9 protein-coding genes and 3 pseudogenes are annotated in these 19,928 nt (G+C 45.4%); 8 read left to right on the top strand and 4 right to left on the bottom strand.

What is annotated here, in order from left to right; genetic code table 11:
- Positions 1-64 precede the first annotated feature (64 nt).
- Positions 65-1,900 carry a caspase family protein gene (locus tag H6G03_RS04765; protein WP_190462600.1) on the bottom strand — a complete coding sequence of 612 codons (1,836 nt, stop codon included), beginning with the start codon at positions 1,898-1,900 and terminating at the stop codon, positions 65-67.
- Positions 1,901-1,983: 83 nt separating this feature from the next.
- On the opposite strand from H6G03_RS04765, the pseudogene H6G03_RS39700 reads away from it, so the two are divergent.
- The 5 genes and pseudogenes from H6G03_RS39700 to H6G03_RS04745 all read left to right on the top strand — a co-directional run.
- Positions 1,984-2,757, top strand: a pseudogene (locus H6G03_RS39700) (DUF2135 domain-containing protein); the annotation flags it as partial.
- 360 nt (positions 2,758-3,117) lie between these two features.
- Positions 3,118-3,678 (top strand): annotated as a pseudogene (locus tag H6G03_RS39695) (CAP domain-containing protein); the annotation flags it as partial.
- Positions 3,679-3,932: 254 nt separating this feature from the next.
- Positions 3,933-4,979 (top strand): hypothetical protein, encoded by a 1,047-nt coding sequence (locus tag H6G03_RS04755; RefSeq protein ID WP_190462596.1) that lies wholly within the window; start codon positions 3,933-3,935, stop codon positions 4,977-4,979.
- Between the two features lie 185 nt (positions 4,980-5,164).
- Positions 5,165-5,341, top strand: a complete 177-nt coding sequence (gene rpmF, locus H6G03_RS04750; RefSeq protein ID WP_190462593.1) for a 50S ribosomal protein L32 — start codon at positions 5,165-5,167, stop codon at positions 5,339-5,341.
- Positions 5,342-5,478: 137 nt separating this feature from the next.
- Positions 5,479-6,084, top strand: coding sequence for a sulfite oxidase-like oxidoreductase (locus tag H6G03_RS04745; RefSeq protein ID WP_190462698.1), 606 nt, complete (start codon positions 5,479-5,481; stop codon positions 6,082-6,084).
- A gap of 300 nt (positions 6,085-6,384) precedes the next feature.
- On the opposite strand, the gene H6G03_RS04740 is transcribed toward H6G03_RS04745, so the two are convergent.
- The 3 genes and pseudogenes from H6G03_RS04740 to H6G03_RS04730 all read right to left on the bottom strand — a co-directional run.
- Positions 6,385-7,773 (bottom strand): aldehyde dehydrogenase, encoded by a 1,389-nt coding sequence (locus H6G03_RS04740; protein WP_190462591.1) that lies wholly within the window; start codon positions 7,771-7,773, stop codon positions 6,385-6,387.
- A 361-nt stretch (positions 7,774-8,134) separates the two neighbouring features.
- Positions 8,135-9,286: an ATP-binding response regulator gene (locus H6G03_RS04735; protein ID WP_190462696.1), complete on the bottom strand. Its 1,152-nt coding sequence runs from the start codon at positions 9,284-9,286 to the stop codon at positions 8,135-8,137.
- Positions 9,287-9,467: 181 nt separating this feature from the next.
- Positions 9,468-10,577, bottom strand: a pseudogene (locus H6G03_RS04730) (RNA-guided endonuclease InsQ/TnpB family protein); the annotation flags it as partial.
- Positions 10,578-10,641: 64 nt separating this feature from the next.
- On the opposite strand from H6G03_RS04730, the gene H6G03_RS04725 reads away from it, so the two are divergent.
- The 3 genes from H6G03_RS04725 (at position 10,642) to H6G03_RS04715 (ending at position 19,380) form a co-directional block, all read left to right on the top strand.
- A complete protein-coding gene (locus H6G03_RS04725) occupies positions 10,642-12,747 on the top strand; it encodes an AAA-like domain-containing protein (protein WP_190462590.1) in 2,106 nt (701 codons plus the stop codon).
- Positions 12,748-12,931: 184 nt separating this feature from the next.
- Entirely contained in the window at positions 12,932-15,784 is a 2,853-nt protein-coding gene (locus H6G03_RS04720) for an AAA-like domain-containing protein (protein WP_190462587.1), read from the top strand.
- A gap of 80 nt (positions 15,785-15,864) precedes the next feature.
- Positions 15,865-19,380, top strand: coding sequence for a WD40 domain-containing protein (locus H6G03_RS04715; RefSeq protein WP_190462585.1), 3,516 nt, complete (start codon positions 15,865-15,867; stop codon positions 19,378-19,380).
- Positions 19,381-19,928: the final 548 nt, after the last annotated feature.

Genomic DNA, 19,928 nt, shown 5'->3' with positions numbered 1-19,928 from the left:
GACTTTTTACTTTTGCCTTTTATGACTGAATCAGCTGTATTTACTCAGCGCTCAGCACCTGGGATCACTTTGAAGGTTGGCGCTTCCATTGCGCGATCGCCTGCTGCGCTTTTGCATAGGCTGGTGTATTTTTTGGCACTAAAGATGCTGTCGCAATAGCAGCTTTAGTATCTCCTCCAGACGCGCGTTGATTAGCCAAATTGAGAATGCTTTGACTCCATAAAGCTATAGACTTCTGAGCTTCGGTATACGCTGGCTGACCGGCGGGGATTTTGCGAGCCACAACGATCGCCTTGTTATAAGAAGAAGCTTCTCCCGGCTTAACCAATCCCTTGGCGCTTTGCAACGTCTTTGTGTAAGCTTGCTGCTGTTTGACGACACCACTCCACTGTTTGATTGACTTTTGTGCTTGGGCGTAAATCGGCTGCGGGTCTTTGGGTATCAAGTTAGCTGCGGCAATCGCCCCACTGTAATTTCCCCGTTGGGCACGTCCTTGCGCCGTATCCAGAATAATCTGACTCCAGCGCTCGATCGAATCCTGCGCTTCATCGTAGTAAGGTTGACCGGATTTAATTAAACTGGCTGTAGCGATCGCCTGACTGTACTGGGAAACTTGATTATTTTGAAGAAAGGTTTTCGCCTTATTCAACCGTTCCTGATTGATCTGTTCTACCGACTTAGGTTTAGCTCCCTTCTGCCCGGACTTGGATGACACAGCATCAGAGGATGTACCACCTTGACGACCCGCTGTTTGCTGACGTAAAGGACGCCCAAACAGACTCATCAATAAAAGTACTAAAAGCAGTAAGCCGCCTCCCCAAAGCAGCATTTGTCGCCAAAATGTTCCTTCTTCGTCATCATCATCTTCTTCTGCCAGGATTGCATTTTTGGAATTACCGGGATGACCGTTTTTTGCCTGCGTAGTCGAGGTCGAGCTCGAAACAGCTGCTGGCTCATCTTGCAAATCGGAACGGGGTTCGATATCGTCCAAATTTCCGTTGAATGGATTTTCCATACTGGGTATGCTTGCTATTGTTTGCATATTGTGCTGTGCAGCCACAAAACTGGGGTTGACAGTTCCACTCACTCCTGCTTCCGCAGTTGTGCTATTACGTTCTTCTGCTTCAGCATAGTAGCCGCTGGCCACAGGGACTCTCAGATCGGGCAAAATCACCTGATGGCTTTTTGTCGCAGGATGTACCACTACCACAGGTTCTTGTCGGGGACGCCAATGGAGTTCGCATAACTCAGGCAGGCGTTCGCTCAGGTAACGCTTCAGAGTCGCGATACTCGTATCGCCTCCTTCCGTCCGTAGCCCTTCCAAGAGAGCGGCTGTAAACAAGCCATGCTGTAAATCGGAAGCTTCGTGAGAGAATTGGGTTGGCTGACAGGAAAGGATTGTGGGTATTTCCAGTGCGCGAGCTAATTCCACGGTTTGACTGCCTACCTGGGCACCAGCTTGGGTTCCTCCAGCTCGGTTTATATCAAGCAAAACCAGTTGCATTGAGGCTTTTGCATCCTTCAGGCTCTCGTATATCCATCGTATGGGGATGCCTGTGCCTGCAATATCGGCTGGGTTGCCATCAATAGGCATCAGGTATTCCTCTCCGTTGGATTTGAGGCCGTAGCCGCTAAAAAAGAACCACACTTGGTCTCCTTCTTGCAACCCCTCTTGGCACAGCCAGTACATCCACAACTTAATATTTTCACTCCTTGGATAAGTGGAGTGGCCCGCGATGTACGGTGATGTATCGGAGAACAGCAGACAGCGCTCCGGCATAAAACCACCCCGACCCACAAGGAAATTCCAGATTGCTTGTGCATCTGCTTGGGCATAACCTAGAGGTTGCAGGTATTGATATTGGTTAATACCGATTGCCATTAGCCAGTGATTGCTCATACAAGATGTCCCTCATGTCAACGACACTAATAGATTGTTATTAAGGATCTGAATATCAGAAATTTCAAGGTAAGAGCTTTACAATGCGAATTGCTTCTTTGAGTTTAGCGGCCTTATTGGGATTGACTGGAACTTTTTTGGCTTTGGAAGGGGCGATCGCACCGCCAATAGCTCAAGCTTATACCTCTCGCGTTAATATTACTCTCGATCGACAACCAAATGAATCCTATGCCACTTTGGTTCGCAGAGCCGAGGCCGTAGCTAGAGCCGCAGCTCAGCGTAGCTTCGACAATGACATTTTAGTCACAGAAGCTGCCATTATCATCACAGGCCAACATATTGGTTTGTCCGCACCGATTTTGACTTTGCAGGTCAGTCGCGATAACTGGAAAAACCATCCGGATACCATGCGTTGGGCTACCTACTATCCCAAATCTAAGCAGCTGCTGAGGATTGATGACCCTACTCCCGTGGCGGTTGCTTCTCCAGTACAGCAAAGGCCAGAACCTACTCTGGGCACCGGTGTTATTCAAACTACCCTGAGATGGTCTACTACTGACGACCTTGACTTGGAAATCACCGATCCCAGCGGTCAAAGGGTTTTCTTCCAAAATAAGAGAGTGGCGTCGGGAGGTCAGCTTGACGTTGATAGCAATGCAGGTTGTCAAAATACCATTACAAATCCCGTCGAAAATATTTTTTGGCCTGCATCAGGAGCTCCTCCGGGTAATTACACTGTCAAAGTCAACCTTTACCAACGCTGTGCAACGCAAACAGGGCCAGTGCCATTCAGGTTGAGGTTACTGGTACAAGGTAATACGCGGGAATTGACAGGAAATGTCGATGATTCCAATCAAACTGTTAGTTTTCCTTTCTCAATAGCACCCCCTGGCTCGACAACACCCGGACAATTGCCAAACGGCCCCTCAAATGGTAGAGGTACGGGCCCTCAACAGTCTGCACCCGCCACAACACCTGGGCGCACTCCAGCCAATCGCACCAATAATCAACCCACCAATCGCAGCAGTAGCGGTACGCAGCGGTCTAATCCAGCCAATAATTCCGGACGTTCTGCTACCAATCGCAGCAGTAGCGGTACGCAGCGGTCTAATCCAGCCAATAATTCCGGACGTTCTGCTACCAATCGCAGCAGTAGCGCTACACAAAGACCTAATACAGCTAATAATTCCAGACGTTCCGCGACCAACACTACAGCTAGTTTCCTTTCTAGTTTGGAAAGAGGTATTGTTGCGGAAATGAACCGCGCTAGGACGAATCCCCCCGCCTATGGTGCGATATTGCAGAGCCAGAGACGGTATTACAAAGGCAATCGACTGGAATTGCCAGGACAAATTCCGATTATTACCAAGGAAGGCGTTAGGGTAGTTGATGAAACGATTAACTTTTTGAAATCGACCCGTCCGGTACCAGCACTTAACGCCTCCAGAGGTATGTCCTTGGGGGCTAGCGATCATGTGCGAGACCAAGGGCCAAAAGGCGCGACAGGTCACTATGGAAGCGATCGCAGCAATCCTTCTTCTCGCGTCAACCGGCACGGCTCCTGGCTGGTCACTGTAGGCGAAAATATCAGTTACGGCCCTGACACAGCCCAACAAGTAGTTATGCAGTTAATTATTGATGATGGAGTTCCCGATCGCGGTCACAGAATCAATATGTTTAACCCTGCTTTCCGCATCACTGGTGTTGCCTGTGGCCCGCACAAAGTATACAGAACCATGTGCGTGATTACCTATGCCGGAGGTTATAGAGAGAAGTAAGAAAATCGAGCGGGGGAGTGGGGGAGCAGGGCAGAAAATGTCGGTATATGGACTTTTCTATAGACATTCCAAAATAATCGACATTACAGATCTTTTCAGGTGACCAGCCAGCTCCGGGTCGGTAAATCAGTCTATGGGCAAGGTACTTTGTATTCCATGATGTAGATTAGAGGCGCAATAGCTCAGAGCTAGCGTTAAGGGGAAGATAACTCAAACGCGATCGGTCGATCGCGATCGAGGAGCTAGAGCTAATTATGTCTAAGCCAAATCTGTTTGTATCCAACCCCTCTTTGAAGACAAAGTTACATGAAAAAGGAAGCCTTGCCCTTTCTCGCTCAATCCGCTTTTTAAGTGTAAGAGTCCCTGTTTCACTGCTAAGTTTAGTAGCCTTGATGGGGTTCTCAGGCAGTTTCTGGTTTTCTAACCAAGCGAATGCACAAAATGCAGGCACTCGCCCAACACAAACCACACAGAGAGCCGATGTCGCTCGCGTTAATCTTACCCTCAACAGTCAGCCGAATGAAAGCTACGACACGCTGATCCGCAGAGCGGAAGCAGCTGCAAGAGATGTAGCTGGACGTAGTTTCAGCCAAAACGCTGCGATTAGAGGAGTTGCTGTCACAATTTTGGGCCAAAATGCCGGTTCGATCGCGCCTCTTCTTTCCCTACAAGTAAATCGTCAAAATTGGATAAGTCAGCCCGACACGCAACGCTGGGCTACATATTTCAAAAACGCTCCCACTCTTTTGGGTATAAATACCCCCTCAAACGTTGCCGATCGCCCTGGTAATGGCACTCCTACACAAGCGCAGACAGCACCTAATGGTACTCCAGTTAATGGCGGACAAGTTCAAACTACAGGGCCTGCGGGTGCAAATGCGGCAACTAACCTCAATAATCCGGCTGCGGGAGTGGGAACTGTTAACGGTACTCCTACCACCACGGGGACTCAACCTGATTTCAATAACATCAACGGCACCAACGGCACCAACGGTAGCGGATTGAACGGCACTCCAACTACCACGGGGACTCAACCGGGTTTCAATAACACGAACGGCAACAACGCCACTGGTACTCAGCCCGGTTTCAATAACACGAACGGCAACAACAGCAACGGATTCAACGGCGCTGGCTTCGGTAACACGACGACCGGCACTCCTACGACTACGGGAACTCAGCCCGGTTTCAATAATTTCAATAATACGAACGGCAACAACAGCAACGGATTCAACGGTACTGGCTTCGGTAACGCGACAGGCACCTCTGGAACTGGCACAGCTGGTGGGGCAACAGGTCGCTAAAAAATGTCGGAAATAGGGAAAAAAACTCTGTTTCGACGCTTAGGGTGGGTAAGTCCCCCTGATGGTCGCCGCAGCCGATGAAGGAAGTGCGATCGAAAAGCTCGTTTTAAACTAGAACAAAGATTCACTAGCTTAATCGATCGCCTAAAATAAGAGGGCTGTCCACCATTAGCACACTCATAATCATGGCAGTTCCTAAGAAGAAAACATCCAAGTCAAAACGGGATATCCGTAAAGCCACCTGGAAACGTAAGGCGGCGCTACAGGCACAGAAAGCCCTCAGCTTGGGCAAGTCAATTCTGACCGGTAGGTCTACATTCGTGTACCCATCCAAGGAAGAAGAAGAGGAAGAAGAGTCATAGCACCTAGTTAGCTCGATCGAGCAGTCTGTTAACCCACTGCTGATTGTGTTGAAAAATGTGAACATAAATGCTAACACGACAGCTCAACAGCGCTGTCGTGTTGTGTTAGCAGGGAAAACTTTATTGCTGTGGATGATATGTTAGGAAAATTTTTCAAAAAGCCAGGGCCAGAAATGAGCGATCGCATTCCTCCCGGTCAATACGAAACCAAGGGTTTCCCGGTGTTGACCTACGGCAATACACCTGACATCAAGATCGAAAACTGGCAATTTCGAGTCTGGGGTTTGGCAAAACCAGCCGCCTTGACTTTCTCAGATTTCATGGCTATGCCCCAAAACAATTTCACCGCCGATTTTCACTGCGTTACGCGCTGGTCTAAACTCGATGTCCAGTGGACTGGGGTGAAAGTGCTGGACTTCATGAAATACATAGAGGTAGACCCCAACGCCGCTCACATTATGGAACATTGTTATGGCGGCTACACAACAAACATCAGTATGGAAGATTTCCTGCGGGAAGAAAACTTTTTTGCCCATACTTTATTCGGCGAACCGCTACCCCCAGACCACGGTGGCCCTTTGAGGCTGGTAGTTCCGCATCTTTACGCTTGGAAAAGTGCTAAATGGCTCAACGGTTTAGAATTTCTAGACAGTGAAGAACTCGGTTTTTGGGAACGCAATGGTTACCACCGACGAGGCGAACCTTGGGCGGAGGAACGCTATAGCGGGAGCTTTAACTTTTAAGTTGAAAACAGATTTTAGATTTTAGATGTAATTAAATCTGAAATCTAAAATCTGAAATTTGAAATTCAAGTAAATAATCTCATATCCGATAGCATCGATCGCATAAAAAAAATGCGTTTTTATCTGCGTTTATCTGCGTTTATCTGTCTTTCATCTGCGGTGAAAATTTAACCCCTGATATTGTGTTTGGTAGCATCGGTAGTGTCAGAATGATATTGAGGATTGTCTGCACAAATCGTTGGTTAAAATTTAACCACAGATGGAAACAGATAAACACAGATAAACACAGATGTGATATCCCTACTTAAGACCGAGGATTCGCTTCAACAGATTTAATTTACCCTGATAGGGAGCGTAGCGCAATTTCATATCTACCAAAAAAGAATTTTTCAATACACTTTTTTGATGGGAGAAAGTATCAAAACTGGTTTTGCCGTGATAAGCTCCTATACCGCTGTCGCCCACACCGCCAAAGGGTAGTTCCGGTATGCCAATGTGCATGATAGTGTCGTTAATGCAGACGCCGCCGGATGAAGTTTCGCGCAAAATGCGCTCTTGACGATCTTTGTTTTTAGAAAAGAAGTAAAGGGCTAGAGGTTTTGGTCGATCGTTAACTATAGAAATCGCTTCTGTTAGATCGTTGTATGTTATAACTGGCAGAATCGGGCCAAAAATTTCCTCTTGCATGATCGGTGCATCCAGCGATACATTGTCTATTACTGTTGGAGCTATATAATTGTTTTCTGCATCCGTTTCCCCCCCAACAATAATTTCGCCGTCTTTCAAGAAAGCTGCCAGTCTGGAAAAGTGTTTTTTATTGATGATTCTGGTATAGTCGGGGCTTTTGGCTGGATCGTCGCCATAAAATTCTTGAATGCACTTTTTGATTGCATCTAACAAATCTTTTTTGATATTGTGATTGACTAATAGATAATCGGGTGCAATGCAAGTTTGTCCGGCATTGATAAACTTACCCCAAGCTATCCTTCTGGCGGCGATCTCGATTTGGGTATCGGCATCAACTATACACGGACTTTTGCCGCCGAGTTCTAGAGTAACTGGCGTCAAATGTTTGGCTGCTGCTTCCATAACTATTTTGCCAACATTTGTGCCGCCAGTAAAAAAGATACGATCAAATTTCTCTTTTAATAGCTGTTGGCTAGTTTCTACCCCTCCTTCTACAAGGGCTATATAGGCGGGGTCGAAGTTTTTTTGGAATATATCCGCCAGAACTTTAGAGGTATGCAAAGAAATTTCTGAAGGTTTTAAGATGGCACAGTTGCCAGCTGCGATCGCACCTATTAAAGGTAAAATCATCAGATTAAATGGATAATTCCAAGGGCTGATTATCAGCACTACGCCTAAAGGCTCTGGATATATAATTGCTGAAGATGGAAATTGCTCCAATGGCGTTGCTACTTTCTTAGCTTTAGCCCATGATTTTATGTGTTTGATGGTATAATCAATTTCTTTTACAACGTATAATTCTGTCAGATAGATTTCAAAATCCGGTTTCTTTAAGTCGGCTTTAACAGCATTTGCAATAGCTTGTTTGTTCTCTAAGATTGCTTGCTTTAAAAGCTGAAGTTGTGCGATGCGAAAGGAGATATCTTTTGTGTTGCCAGTGCTGAAAAACTGACGCTGTTGTTGCACAAGTTGGCTAAATTTTACTTCTACTTGAGCTTTCATGATATTTTGCCGAACGAAGATAATTTGACCATTTTCTGAAAATTGACTTACAGATATCTTAGTACATAGGCAAAGAAACCAAGTTTCTAGGAAGAATGATATTTTTAGTAGTATTTTAAGTGAATGATAAAATCTATCGATGCTTTACAGGTAGTTTGAAAATGGGTTTTGATGCCTGTCATAGGTAATTCCTGTATCATCAATCCAAGCCGGAGATAGAAATTCGACTTTTCCGTACTTAGTATACCAAATTATTAGTTTTATGGGGCTCTACACCTTAGCTGGCTGCGATTTCAAGGAGATCGCCCCAAAGAGCGCAAGTACACCCATTTCAGCGGAGCAGGTTACAGGTTAGGGTACTTTAAGAATGAGATCCTCGCTTGAGTGGTAAGCGCACGATGAAGCGACTTCCCTTGTTGACCTCTGATTTAATTTCAATGGTGCCGTTATGAGTTTCCACAATTCTGCGAGACAAGTGCAGACCCAAACCGCTGCCGGCGTGCTTATGTTTGCCTTGACGAAAACGTTCAAATAAACTGGCTTGTTCTTCTACGGGAATGCCTGGGCCAGTATCTTCTACTTCAACGATTACCTCTGGTTCATCTGGATTAGCATTACCAGTTGTATTGGCAAGACTGACGTGTACCGAACCTGTATCTGTAAATTTGATCGCATTGCCGATCAAATTGGTAAAAACGCGGTGAAGTTCGAGCCGATCGCCTTGTACAACGGTTTTAATTTGCGCGGTATCTTGAGGATTTTTATCCCTTACCAATTGCAAAGATAGATTTTTTTCAACAGCTAAAGGGGATAGTTCTTTAACAACTTCCTGGAGCAAATCTCTTATATCAACGGGAATGAAGTTTAGATTTTTCCGACCGGCTTCGTAACGATAAACTTCCAGCAAGGTATTTGCCATTGCCAGTAGGTTTTTATTGCTGCGAACCATTGTGTCGAGAGCTTCTTTCATTGAGGGGGAGAGTTCTCCCAAGGCACCTTGCTGCATTAAACCCATCATGCGATCGGCAGCAATCAAAGGAGTTCGCAGATCGTGAGTCAGTCGGGAAACAAAATCTTCTCGCTGTTTGGCAATTTGATCCCGTTCGTCGATGCTGTGCTTGAGTCGCAGCAGACTGCGTACCCGCGCCAGCAGCTCGTCCACTTCTACCGGTTTGCGGATAAAATCGTCTGCACCGGTATCTAGTCCTTTAGCCACACTGAGGTGGTCGTAGGCGGTTATCAGTAGAATGGGGATAAACGGCAAAGAAGTATTTTCGCGCAGGCGCTTGGTGACTTCAAAGCCATCCATTCCTGGCATCATAACATCCAGTAACACCAAATCTGGCGGTGATTGCTCAACTTTAGCCAATGCAGTAAGGCCATCTGATGCTGTTGCTATTTTATAGCCCTCTTCTTCCAAGATCGCTTGGATAAGAAATACATTATCGGGAGAATCATCCACAACCAGGATGCGATCGGCTTTTTTAAAAGGTGACAAAGAAGAAAGATTCATAGTATGAGAAGTTTTGACCATGTTGTTATCTGTTTATTTTGTCAATTATCTTTTGTCTTATTTTTTCGGTTAGTATGTTAACTTACCTCACCCTCACGAAGGATTCCATCTGCTCAGTTTTACCCATATCCTGCGGAACCTCTTGTGCAACGCTCCTAAAGAATTCGATCGTAGCGGTGAACTACCCCGCCGCATAGGCGGACGGGGCTTCTGTACTCAACGGCGAATGCCGCAAATGAGACTTTCGTCCCATCTTTGGTCTTACTTCCCCTCCTACAGCAGAGACGGCTGAACCATCCGCCTTTAGCATTCTGATCCCCTCTGCCCGAATATTGGTCGCCGCATTGCCGTCCCTATCGTGATGAGTACCACAGTGGGGACAAGTCCATTGCCTTACATCTAATGGCATCTCACTCACCTGATAGAAACAGTTAGAACAGAGTTTGGAACTGGGAAAGAATCTATCAATCTCAACCAACTTTCCTCCCTTACGTTCTAGCTTATAGGCTAAAAAGTTGGTGAACATTCCCCATCCACAATCAGAAATAGCTTTAGCCAAATTGCGATCGCGAACCATGCCCTTGACATGAAGATTTTCTACTATGACAGCTTGGCTATCGCTGACCAACTTGTAACTAAGTTTATGCAGAAAATCTTGCCGTGAGTTAGTAACTCGCTCGTACACTTTGGCAACTACTTGACAATATTTGTTTCTAGAATTACTCCCTTTTTGTTTCCGTGCTAATTTCTTTTGCTTGCGTTTTAGATTTTTTTCATGTTTAGCAATCTGTCTGGGTTTGTCATATTTAGAAACCTTTTCGCCGTCAGTTACAACAGCGAAATGCTTGACTCCTAAATCAACGCCATAAATCTTTCCTTCTGTTGTAGTAGGGTATTCGCCTTCTACTTCAGTAACGATAGATGCCAAGTATTTACCTGATGGGGTTTTCCTGATAGTTACCGTCTTAATCTTTCCCTCAATTGGTCGATGTATCTTGGCTTTGACTACTCCAATATTGCCTGGTAGTTTCACATTACCATCTACGATTTTGACGTTTTGAGGATACTCAATAGACTGTTCACCGTGCTTAGATTTGAATTTAGGAAACCCAGCACGTTTCTCAAAAAAGTTTTTATATGCTGCGGTCAGCTTGAGTGTTGTAGCTTGCAAAACTTGACTGTAACAATCAGCTAACCAACAAGTTTCTTCGGCTTTTTTAAGTTCAGGTAATAGTGCATTGAGTGCTGAACGTCCAAGTCCTTTACCTGTTTCTTTATAAGTTTCAATTGCAATCCGATTAAACTGTACTCATTAGACTATCCCTCACTCCGCCGGTACTCGCGACACTGCGCCTATGGAACCAATAGAAAATGCCGCACTGCCGAATCTGGGAGCAGAAAGTACCCTCGCCGCCATCGTTTTTACAGATGTAGAGGGCTATACTTCCAGAGTGGCGATCGACCAAGCTCATGCCTTAGCTTTAACTAACCGCGACCTTGACCTGATGAGTGAAATATGTCAGCGTTTTCAAGGCCGGGTTGTTGCTGACACGGGTGATGGGTTGTTTATGTGCTTTGCGAGTGCAGCCAATGCGGTGGCGTGCGCCATAGAAATTCAAAAAGCACTTTTTGTTGCTGCTGCCGAACTACCCGCCCATGATGTGCTAAAGCATCGGATTGGTATTCATCTGGGAGATGTAGCTTTTTTTGGCACTCAGGTCAAGGGAAATGGGGTGAATATCGCCGCTCGCCTGCAAGTAGTAGCGAAACCGGGAGGTATATGTATTTCCCAGACAGTTTACGATGTCGTCAAAAATCACCTGCCTTTGCCGGGAATGTATAAGGAGGTGCGGGAGCTAAAGGGAATAGCAGAACCGATGCTAGTTTACCAAATTCTGCCGTTATCGTTACCTAAAAGAGTTTTTATTAGCTATCGCAGCCACGAACCAGATGTGAGCCTCGCGCAGCAGTTTTACGAAGCTTTAAAAGCTGCCGGACACAAAGCATTTATGGCCGGACACAGCATTCGGCTAGGAGAAGGATGGCCCCAGCGCATTGATGCGGAATTAAGGCAGTGCGATTATTTGCTGCTGCTGCTGTCCCAGCAGTCTGTGACCAGCGAAATGGTAACAGAGGAGGTACGACGAGCTAAGGAGTTGCGCGACATTAATCCGGAGGGTAAGCCAGCGATTTTACCCATTCGCGTTAATTTTCCGCTGAGTTCACCTTTGAATTACAATCTGCGGGGTTATTTAAATCGCATTCAGCAGCGAGAGTGGCGATCGCCTGCCGATACTTCAAATCTTATTCAAGAAGTTATGAGTTTGGTGGCAGAAGGTCGAGTCCCGGAGGAATCGCCGGAACCCGGGCCAAACCCACCCCCAGCATCGTGTGGCCCGGATGGTAAACCAGTCCCGATGGCCACACCGGAACTGCCCCAAGTTCCAGAATTGCCAGAAGGTCAAGTAGATTTGGCTTCTGCTTTTTATGTGGAGCGACCGCCGATCGAATCTCGCTGCTACGAGACGATTTTACAACCGGGTGCCCTGATCCGCATCAAAGCACCGCGACAGATGGGCAAAACTTCGCTGATGGCGAGAATTCTCCATCATGCCTCCCAGTCTGGCTGCCAAATTGTGCCTTTAAGCTTTCAGCTAGCGGATGCAAAAGTGTTCGCAGACTTGGATAAATTCTTAAAATGGTTTTGTGCATCTATCTGTAGAAGACTGCGTTTGCCAAATCGCATCAATGATTACTGGGATGAAATTTTTGGCAGTAAAGATAACTGTACGGCTTACTTTGAAGAGTATTTGTTGGAAAATATAGACAATCCGTTGGTGTTGGGGTTGGATGAAGTCGATTACGTGTTCCAACATCCCGAAATTGCCTCAGACTTTTTCGGACTGTTGCGAGCGTGGCACGAAGATGCGAAAAACCGCGATATTTGGAAAAAGCTGCGTTTGGTAGTCGTACACTCGACAGAAGTTTACATTCCCCTGAGTATCAACCAATCGCCGTTTAATGTGGGTTTGCCGATCGAGTTGCCAGAGTTTACGCCGCAGCAGGTATACGATTTGACAAGATGGCACGATCTGGATTGGGATACTAATCAAGTGGAGAAATTGATGGCAATGGTAGGCGGACATCCCTATCTCGTGCGATTGGCTCTCTATCATATTCGCCGACAGGATATGACGCTGAAGGAGTTGCTGCAAATATCTCCGACAGAAGCTGGAATGTACGGAGATCATTTGCGACGCCACTTGTGGAATTTGCAACAGCATCCAGATCTGGCAACAGCGATGGCACAGGTGGTTGCAGGGAATACGCCGGTGCGGTTAGAGTCGCTACAAGCGTTTAAGTTACACAGTATGGGTTTAGTACATTTGCAAGGTAATGAGGTGACGCCTCGGTGCGATTTGTATAGGTTTTATTTTCGCGATCGCTTAGAAATCGGCTAAAGTTTTGCCTTTGTTAAGGGCGACTGTTGGGGTCGCCGGTATTTGAGTTTTTTGTGGAAGCTATTGTTTATTTTTGAACATTTTTGAATGCTTTATATAGCTTCCATCGACTCTAAGATAAAGTAAGCTGCTTGTGAGATGGGGAAAATGCGATCGCTTGACAAACTTGATATCAAACTTATCTATGACAACCCTAGAAACCTCTGCCTTCAACTATCAAGTCGGAGGAAGTCTACCTGCTGATGCTTCTACTTACGTGCAGAGGCAGGCAGATACAGATTTCTACGAGGGATTGAAGGCGGGCGAATTTTGTTATGTTCTCAACTCTCGGCAAATGGGCAAGTCTAGCTTGCGGGTACAAACTATGCGCCGATTGCAACAGGAGGGTGTCGCCTGTGCGGCGATCGACTTGACGAAGATCGGTTCCCAAAATCTGACGCCGGATCAGTGGTATGCTGGTGTGGTTCGCAGTTTGACGATCGGTTTCAATATTGCGGACAAGATTAATTTGCGTACTTGGTGGCGCGATCGCGATTTACTTTCCCCCGTGCAACGATTCAGCGAATTTATCGAGCAGGCGTTGCTAATAGAAATTAGCCAAAATATTGTCATTTTTATAGATGAAATCGATTGCGTTCTGAGCTTAAATTTTAGAGTAGATGATTTTTTTGCAGCGATTCGGGCTTGTTATAACAATCGCGCTGACTACCCGGAATACAAGCGCCTTACTTTCGCTTTAATTGGTGTAGCGACTCCTTCAGAATTAATTCAAGACAAAAATCGCACTCCTTTTAACATCGGTCGAGCAATTCAACTTAGTGGTTTTCATCTGCATGAAAGCCTTCCCTTAGCGCCAGGATTGGCGGAAAAAACGAACAATCCCCAAGTGGTGTTAAAAGAGATATTGGATTGGACGGGGGGTAAACCTTTTCTCACCCAAAAACTTTGCAAACTTGTACTTCAGGAAATTTCTTTTATTCCTCCCGGTGCGGAAAGGTTATGCCTGGAAAAGCTGGTGCGATCGCGAGTTATTGAAAATTGGGAAGCACAGGACGAACCGGAGCATTTACGGACAATCAGCGATCGCCTGGTGCGAGGGAGTTCCGATCCGAGTCGGCTACTGACACTATATCAACAAATCTTACTGAATGAAGAAATCCCGGCTGACGATACTCCCGCACAAATGGAATTGCGCCTCAGCGGATTGGTAGTCAAGCAACCAGGAAAAAAATATTCTCAGTCTGTACTGAGAGTTTATAGTCGCATTTACGCAGAAATTTTTAATTTAAGCTGGGTTGAAACACAACTAGGTAATTTGCGTCCTTATAAACTGGCGTTGACATCTTGGTTAGCCTCAAATTGTCAGGATGAAACGCTTTTATTAACTGGAGAAGAATTACACAAAGGTTTAACTTGGGCGGCAGATAAAAAATTAAACGAACTGGATAATCAGTTTTTGAGTGCCAGTAAGGAAAAGGCTTCGGGAGTAAAAGAAAGTATACAAAACCTGGCCAAAATTACCAATGTTTTAGAAGCGCAAACTCTCCCTCTCTTAAAGCGAGACGAGAAGAAGAGAGAGTCAGAAGATACAACGAATATCCAATCCCAAATCACCCATCAGCAATCGCTTATCAGCCATCAACAATGGGTCAATAAAGATAACCGAGAACCGAAAACCGATCGCCCATCGCTAACTGCGAAATCTATTGCTTCTGCTCCACTTCCCCTGATTCTAACTAACCCGACGTCCCCTAAAATACCATCGCCCAAACTTTCTTACGAGCGCAGGACAGTCGGAGACGAACAAATTATATACGATCACTTACTTTATTGCGTCCAAAAGGAATCGCCAAGTGAATTGATCGAGCGGTTCCACAAATTATTTATCGATGGTGTAGGGTACCCCGACCCGGAGATTGAAGCTGCTTTATACAGAATTATCGCTATTTTATCCAACGAAATAGAGTTTAAAAATCTGCTTTGTCGTTGTTGTTATATTTTGATCAACCGCTGGCAAATGCAACCTCAGAAGCACGCTGCGATCGCCGAGATAGTGGCTTTATTTAAAAATGCTTTGCCCCGCTTTCAAGGAGTAGCTTCTCGTTCTCGCATAGTCATGCGTTTGCGACAGCTAGTAAGTCAGTTCCGAGAAAGTAACGAGTATTTGGCTATGCAACGTTTGGTAAAAGTTGTCGAACCAATACGCGAGGCAGAGCGCAAAGAAGACAATCCATCTTTGGGTAGATTAATTCATCGATATCCTTACTTATTTTCACATAATTTACTTGTGCAAAATAGCTCGATCGAGCATCAGCAAACAATTCGGGAAATTCAAACTCAAAAACAGCGACAATTTGAAGTTAATTTATCTCAATACGTACCTTATTTAATGAGACGAACGGAAATAGCTTCTCATCCTGTTAAAGATGTGCAAATTATACAACCAGTGCCAAACCCAACCTTGTTGAGCGATCGCGAACTATTCTTAGCCCTAAAAAAGTTTGGTGGCAAAGTGGAAGGCTCTTACAGTTATCGCGATTTAGCTGGAATCTTCCTGAATCATCATAAACAAACGAAATCTTACCAAGCTTTCAAAGCAGATTTATACGAATACTTAATTGCTTCTATACAGGCAGAATATGGAAATCGTCAATTCAATCAGCGGTTGTATAAGTGGCTAAAAAACACCTTTTCAGAAAATGATTCTCAGAAATTGAACGAGTTTTTACTTGTTCGCACTTGCAGCCAATTATTCAACTTTCTAGTTGTGGAAAGTCCGCAGCAACCCAATCATTATGTTTTTATAGATTTAATTTCTAACCTCGGTACGATCGAAACAACAAGCTTGTTGCTCAAAATTGTGCTGCTTTCCCGTAAAGTCAGGCCCGATTTAGAAAAGCGCTTTTCCATTTTATTCAATCATTACGAATCTCAGACTTTAAATGATATTATGTGGTTTGTAAAGTCATTGGAAAATTTAAATGTAGCTTTGGTTGTTAATTTTGGTACTGTAGATCTATCCTGGCATCAAGCATAATATTTGGTTGACATATATGGATTAAAAGTGCTAAGAATGGAGATTTGAATAATTATTTGCTAAACGCAGAACCAAACTTAATGTCTCAGTATCAAGTTGGCGGAAGTTTGCCTCCTGACTTTCCCACCTACGTGAGGCGAAAGGCAGATGAAGATTTATACAACGGTTTGAAGTCTGGGCAATTTTGTTACGTGCTGAATTGCCGACAAATGGGTAAGTCTAGCTTGCGAGTGCAAACTATGAAACGGCTGCAAGCAGATGGAATTGCTTGTGCTGCGATCGATCTCAACAAAATTGGCAGTCAGCATATTACGCCAGATCAATGGTATGCAAGCCTTATTCGTAACTTGGTCAGTAGTTTTAACCTCGGCGATAAATTTAATTTAAGAAATTGGTGGCCGGCTCGCGATCATCTTTCTTGCGTGCAACGTTTCAGCGAGTTTACCGAAGAGGTTTTGCTAACAGAAATATCAGCAAATATTGTCATTTTTGTGGATGAAATTGATAGTGTTTTGGGTTTAAACTTTACTATAGATGATTTTTTTGCGTTTATTAGAGCTTGCTATAACAAACGTGCCGACAAACCAGAATACAAACGCCTTTCTTTTGCTTTGTTGGGAGTAGCAACACCAAGCGATTTGATTGCCGATAAGAATCGGACGCCCTTTAATATTGGTCGAGCGATAGAATTAAAAGGCTTTCAGCTTCACGAAGCGCGATCGTTAGCGATAGGTTTATCAGGAAAAGTGAGCGATACTACCACTGTACTGAAAGAGATTTTAGCGTGGACGGGTGGACAACCGTTTCTCACACAAAAAGTTTGCCAACTGATTTTAACCGATACCTCATCTCCCAACTCTTTGTTGGCAAAGCATCCAGAGAGAGAAGCCGAGTCGATTGAAGATTTGGTGCGATCGCGAATCATCGAGAATTGGGAAAACCAAGATGAACCAGAACATTTGAGAACAATATCCGATCGCATTTTTAAGAATGGGCAGCGCACAGCGAGGCTGCTGGGGCTGTATCACCAAATTTTACAACAGGGAGAACTAATCGTCGATGACAGTTTCGAGCAAATGGAGTTGCGCTTGTCGGGTTTGGTAGTAGAGCAACAAGGAAATTTAAAAGTTTATAACCGTATTTATGAATGTGTTTTCAATCAAAATTGGGTCGAAAAAGAACTAGAAAATCTCAGACCTTATTCAGAAGGATTAACAGCTTGGTTAGCTTCAGATTGTCAAGATCGATCGCGCTTGTTGCACGGACAGGCTTTGCAAGATGCACTGGCGTGGGCAGCAGGTAAAAGTTTGAGCGATCGCGATTATCAATTCTTAGCTGCCAGTCAAGAATTAGACAAATTGCAAGTTCAAATTGCGCTGGATATACAGATAGAAGCTAATCGGATACTAGCGGAAGCAGAACAGAAAGCAAGGCGAACAATTCGCAAAGGTTTGGCGGGATTAGCTGTAATCTCAATTTTGTGGATCGCTGTAGTAATGTGGGCTAGCACAAACATAAAACAAACACAGGAAGACTTGAACCAAGCACAGGAAAACTTGAACCAAGCACAGAAAAGCTTAAATATAGAGCAGAAATCGGTTACCGCTCTGGGAAAATTCTTGATCGATCGTCAAGAAATAGAAGCCTTACTCTTAGGTATGGAGGCTGGACAAGGATTGAAAGAAATGGTGAAAGACCACCGAGGTATGAAAAACTATCCAGTCACCAGTCCTTTGTGGGTTTTACAAACGATTTTGGACAATATCCGCGAGCGAACTCAGTTCATCGGTCATCGCGGTCGAGTCTACAGCGTCAGTTTCAGCCCTAATGGTAAACTCTTAGCTACCGTAGGAGAAGACGGCACCGCTCGACTTTGGAATCTTTCTGGCAAACAACTGGCTAAATTAACAGGTCATCAGGGTAAAGTCAGAGGAGTGAGTTTCAGTCCGGACGGACAGCGCCTCATCAGCGCCGGAGAAGATGGCACCGTCCGACTTTGGAACCTTTCTGGCAAACAACTGGCTAAATTAACAGGTCATCAGGGTAAAGTCACGAGCATAAATTTGAGTCCGAACGGACAGCGTTTAGTTACCGCAGCAGAAGACGGCATGGTCAGACTTTGGAACCTCTCTGGCAAGCAGCTGGCTGTATTCAAAGGCCATCAAACAGAAATCTGGAGCGTGAAATTCAGTCCCGATGGCCAGCGCATCGCCACAGCCGGACAGGATCGTACCGCCAGACTTTGGAACTTGTCCGGCAAGCAGCTGGCTGTATTCAAAGGTCATCAACAGGCAGTCCTCAGCCTCAGTTTTAGCCCGGATGGAAAAAGTTTAGTTACTACAGGATTAGATAGCACGATTCGATTTTGGAATTTGTCCGGTCAGCAGCTGGCTGAATGGCAAAATAAGGACTGGGTTTTGAGTGTGACCTATAGCCCTGACGGTCAGAGCTTAGCTACTGGAAGTGCAGACGGTACAGTTCGACTGAGGGACTTATCCGGGAAGCAGCTGGCTGAATTAAACGGTCACAAAAACTGGGTTTTGAGTGTGAGCTTTAGCCCGGACGGACAAAACTTAGCCACAGCAGGAGCAGACGGTACTGCCCGACTGTGGGACTTGTCTAACCCGCAGAACCTATCGAGACAGCAGCTGGTTCAATGGCGCGGACATAAGAGCGAGGCTTGGAGTGTAAGTTTCAGTCCGGATGGTCAGCATCTAGCGACAGCAGGACAGGACGGCAAAGCCCGACTCTGGAACTTGTCTGGGAAGCAGATGGCTGAGTTCAGCGGTCATACGGGTGGGGTTAATAGCGTCACTTTTAGTCCCGATGGGCAACGCCTCGCCACAGCAGGGAACGATGGTACGGTGAGAGTTTGGAATTTGTCTGGGCAGCAGCTAACTCTATTGAACGGTCATCGTGGCAGAGTTTACGTTGTCAGTTTTAGCCCGGATGGACAGCGCCTCGCCATAGCTGGAGAAAATGGCACGGCTCGACTTTGGAACTTGTCCGGGCAGCAGGCAGTAGAATTCAAGGGTCATCAGAAATCAATCTGGAGTGTAAGTTTTAGTCCGGATGGGCAGCGCTTGGCCACAGCTGGAAGAGACGGCACAGTTCGACTTTGGAATTTGTCGGGCCAGGAGCTGCTTAGAATCAAGGCAGATGGAGATGGGGTTTTAAGCGTGAGCTTTAGCCCGGATGGACAGCGCCTCGTTACAACAGGCGCAGACACTACTGTTAAGCTTTGGAACTTGTCCGGGAAGCAGCTGGATGGATTTAATACTTATCAAGGCGGGGTTCTAAGTGCAGTTTTTAGCCCGGATGGACAGCGTTTGGCTACCGCAGGACAGGATGGTACGGCACAGATGCGTTTTCTGTCGGGGCAGCGGATTAATGAATTTGTTGGGCATCAAGGCAGCCTTTACAGTCTTAGCTTTAGCCGAGATGGGCGCTACCTGGCGACGGTAGGAATGGATGGTATGGTGCGGCTGTGGCGTGTGGAAGAATTGGACGAGCTGCTCAAGCGCGGCTGCGACTGGCTGAAGAATTACCTCGCTACTTATCCGAAAGCATCAAAGATTTGCGCCAAAGCCCTTTGAATAGGCCGATCGCATTAATATCCGATCGCAAAGGGATTGTCATCAGTGCCATTTAGTGACTGCGATCACTATGTTGGCCGGGTAAATATGTAAAAATTAAGGTATAGTAGATGACTTTTCAGGTGGCGATTAATCTTTACCAGCATCTACACAGCGAAAACTAGCTAGTAGCGTAGAAATCTAAACTACCCTTAACATACTCTTGAGTTGTGCTGGAATTAGGGTCAGCACTTTCTGTGTTTAATCCATAATTTGATGCAATTTTCTGGGCAATAAAAATACCTCTCGAAATAGCGGTTATAAGTTTATCTTTTCGATTTCATTACACAATCTTTATCAAATCCATAAAAAGAGGGGTGGAATCTAAGGAACCGATCGGATAAACTTTTCATCTAATATCTTCAAATTGAAGAGGAAAAAACAAATGAAAAAACTTCTCATCATTCTTGGAATCGTCCTACTTAGCGGTTCGGATGCCCTCAGCGCCGAGTTGAAAAGTAATCAGAGCGTGCAATGCCGCTGGGAGACTGATACCTTTGTCGCTAAAA

It is taken from the genome of Aerosakkonema funiforme FACHB-1375, assembly GCF_014696265.1.
In the GTDB taxonomy this organism is placed as follows: Bacteria; Cyanobacteriota; Cyanobacteriia; order Cyanobacteriales; family Aerosakkonemataceae; genus Aerosakkonema; species Aerosakkonema funiforme_A.
Note: the sequence above shows the minus strand (reverse complement) of the source record. Positions and strands in the feature narration are given on the sequence as shown.

Excerpts from the sequence above, each read along its gene's own strand:
- H6G03_RS04755 (WP_190462596.1), top strand. The coding sequence starts at position 3,933 with ATGTCTAAGCCAAATCTGTTTGTATCCAACCCCTCTTTGAAGACAAAG.
- H6G03_RS04740 (WP_190462591.1), bottom strand. The coding sequence starts at position 7,773 with ATGAAAGCTCAAGTAGAAGTAAAATTTAGCCAACTTGTGCAACAACAG.
- H6G03_RS04735 (WP_190462696.1), bottom strand. The coding sequence starts at position 9,286 with ATGAATCTTTCTTCTTTGTCACCTTTTAAAAAAGCCGATCGCATCCTG.
- H6G03_RS04765 (WP_190462600.1), bottom strand. The coding sequence starts at position 1,900 with ATGAGCAATCACTGGCTAATGGCAATCGGTATTAACCAATATCAATAC.
- H6G03_RS04725 (WP_190462590.1), top strand. The coding sequence starts at position 10,642 with ATGGAACCAATAGAAAATGCCGCACTGCCGAATCTGGGAGCAGAAAGT.
- H6G03_RS04715 (WP_190462585.1), top strand. The coding sequence starts at position 15,865 with ATGTCTCAGTATCAAGTTGGCGGAAGTTTGCCTCCTGACTTTCCCACC.
- rpmF (WP_190462593.1), top strand. The coding sequence starts at position 5,165 with ATGGCAGTTCCTAAGAAGAAAACATCCAAGTCAAAACGGGATATCCGT.
- H6G03_RS04720 (WP_190462587.1), top strand. The coding sequence starts at position 12,932 with ATGACAACCCTAGAAACCTCTGCCTTCAACTATCAAGTCGGAGGAAGT.
- H6G03_RS04745 (WP_190462698.1), top strand. The coding sequence starts at position 5,479 with ATGTTAGGAAAATTTTTCAAAAAGCCAGGGCCAGAAATGAGCGATCGC.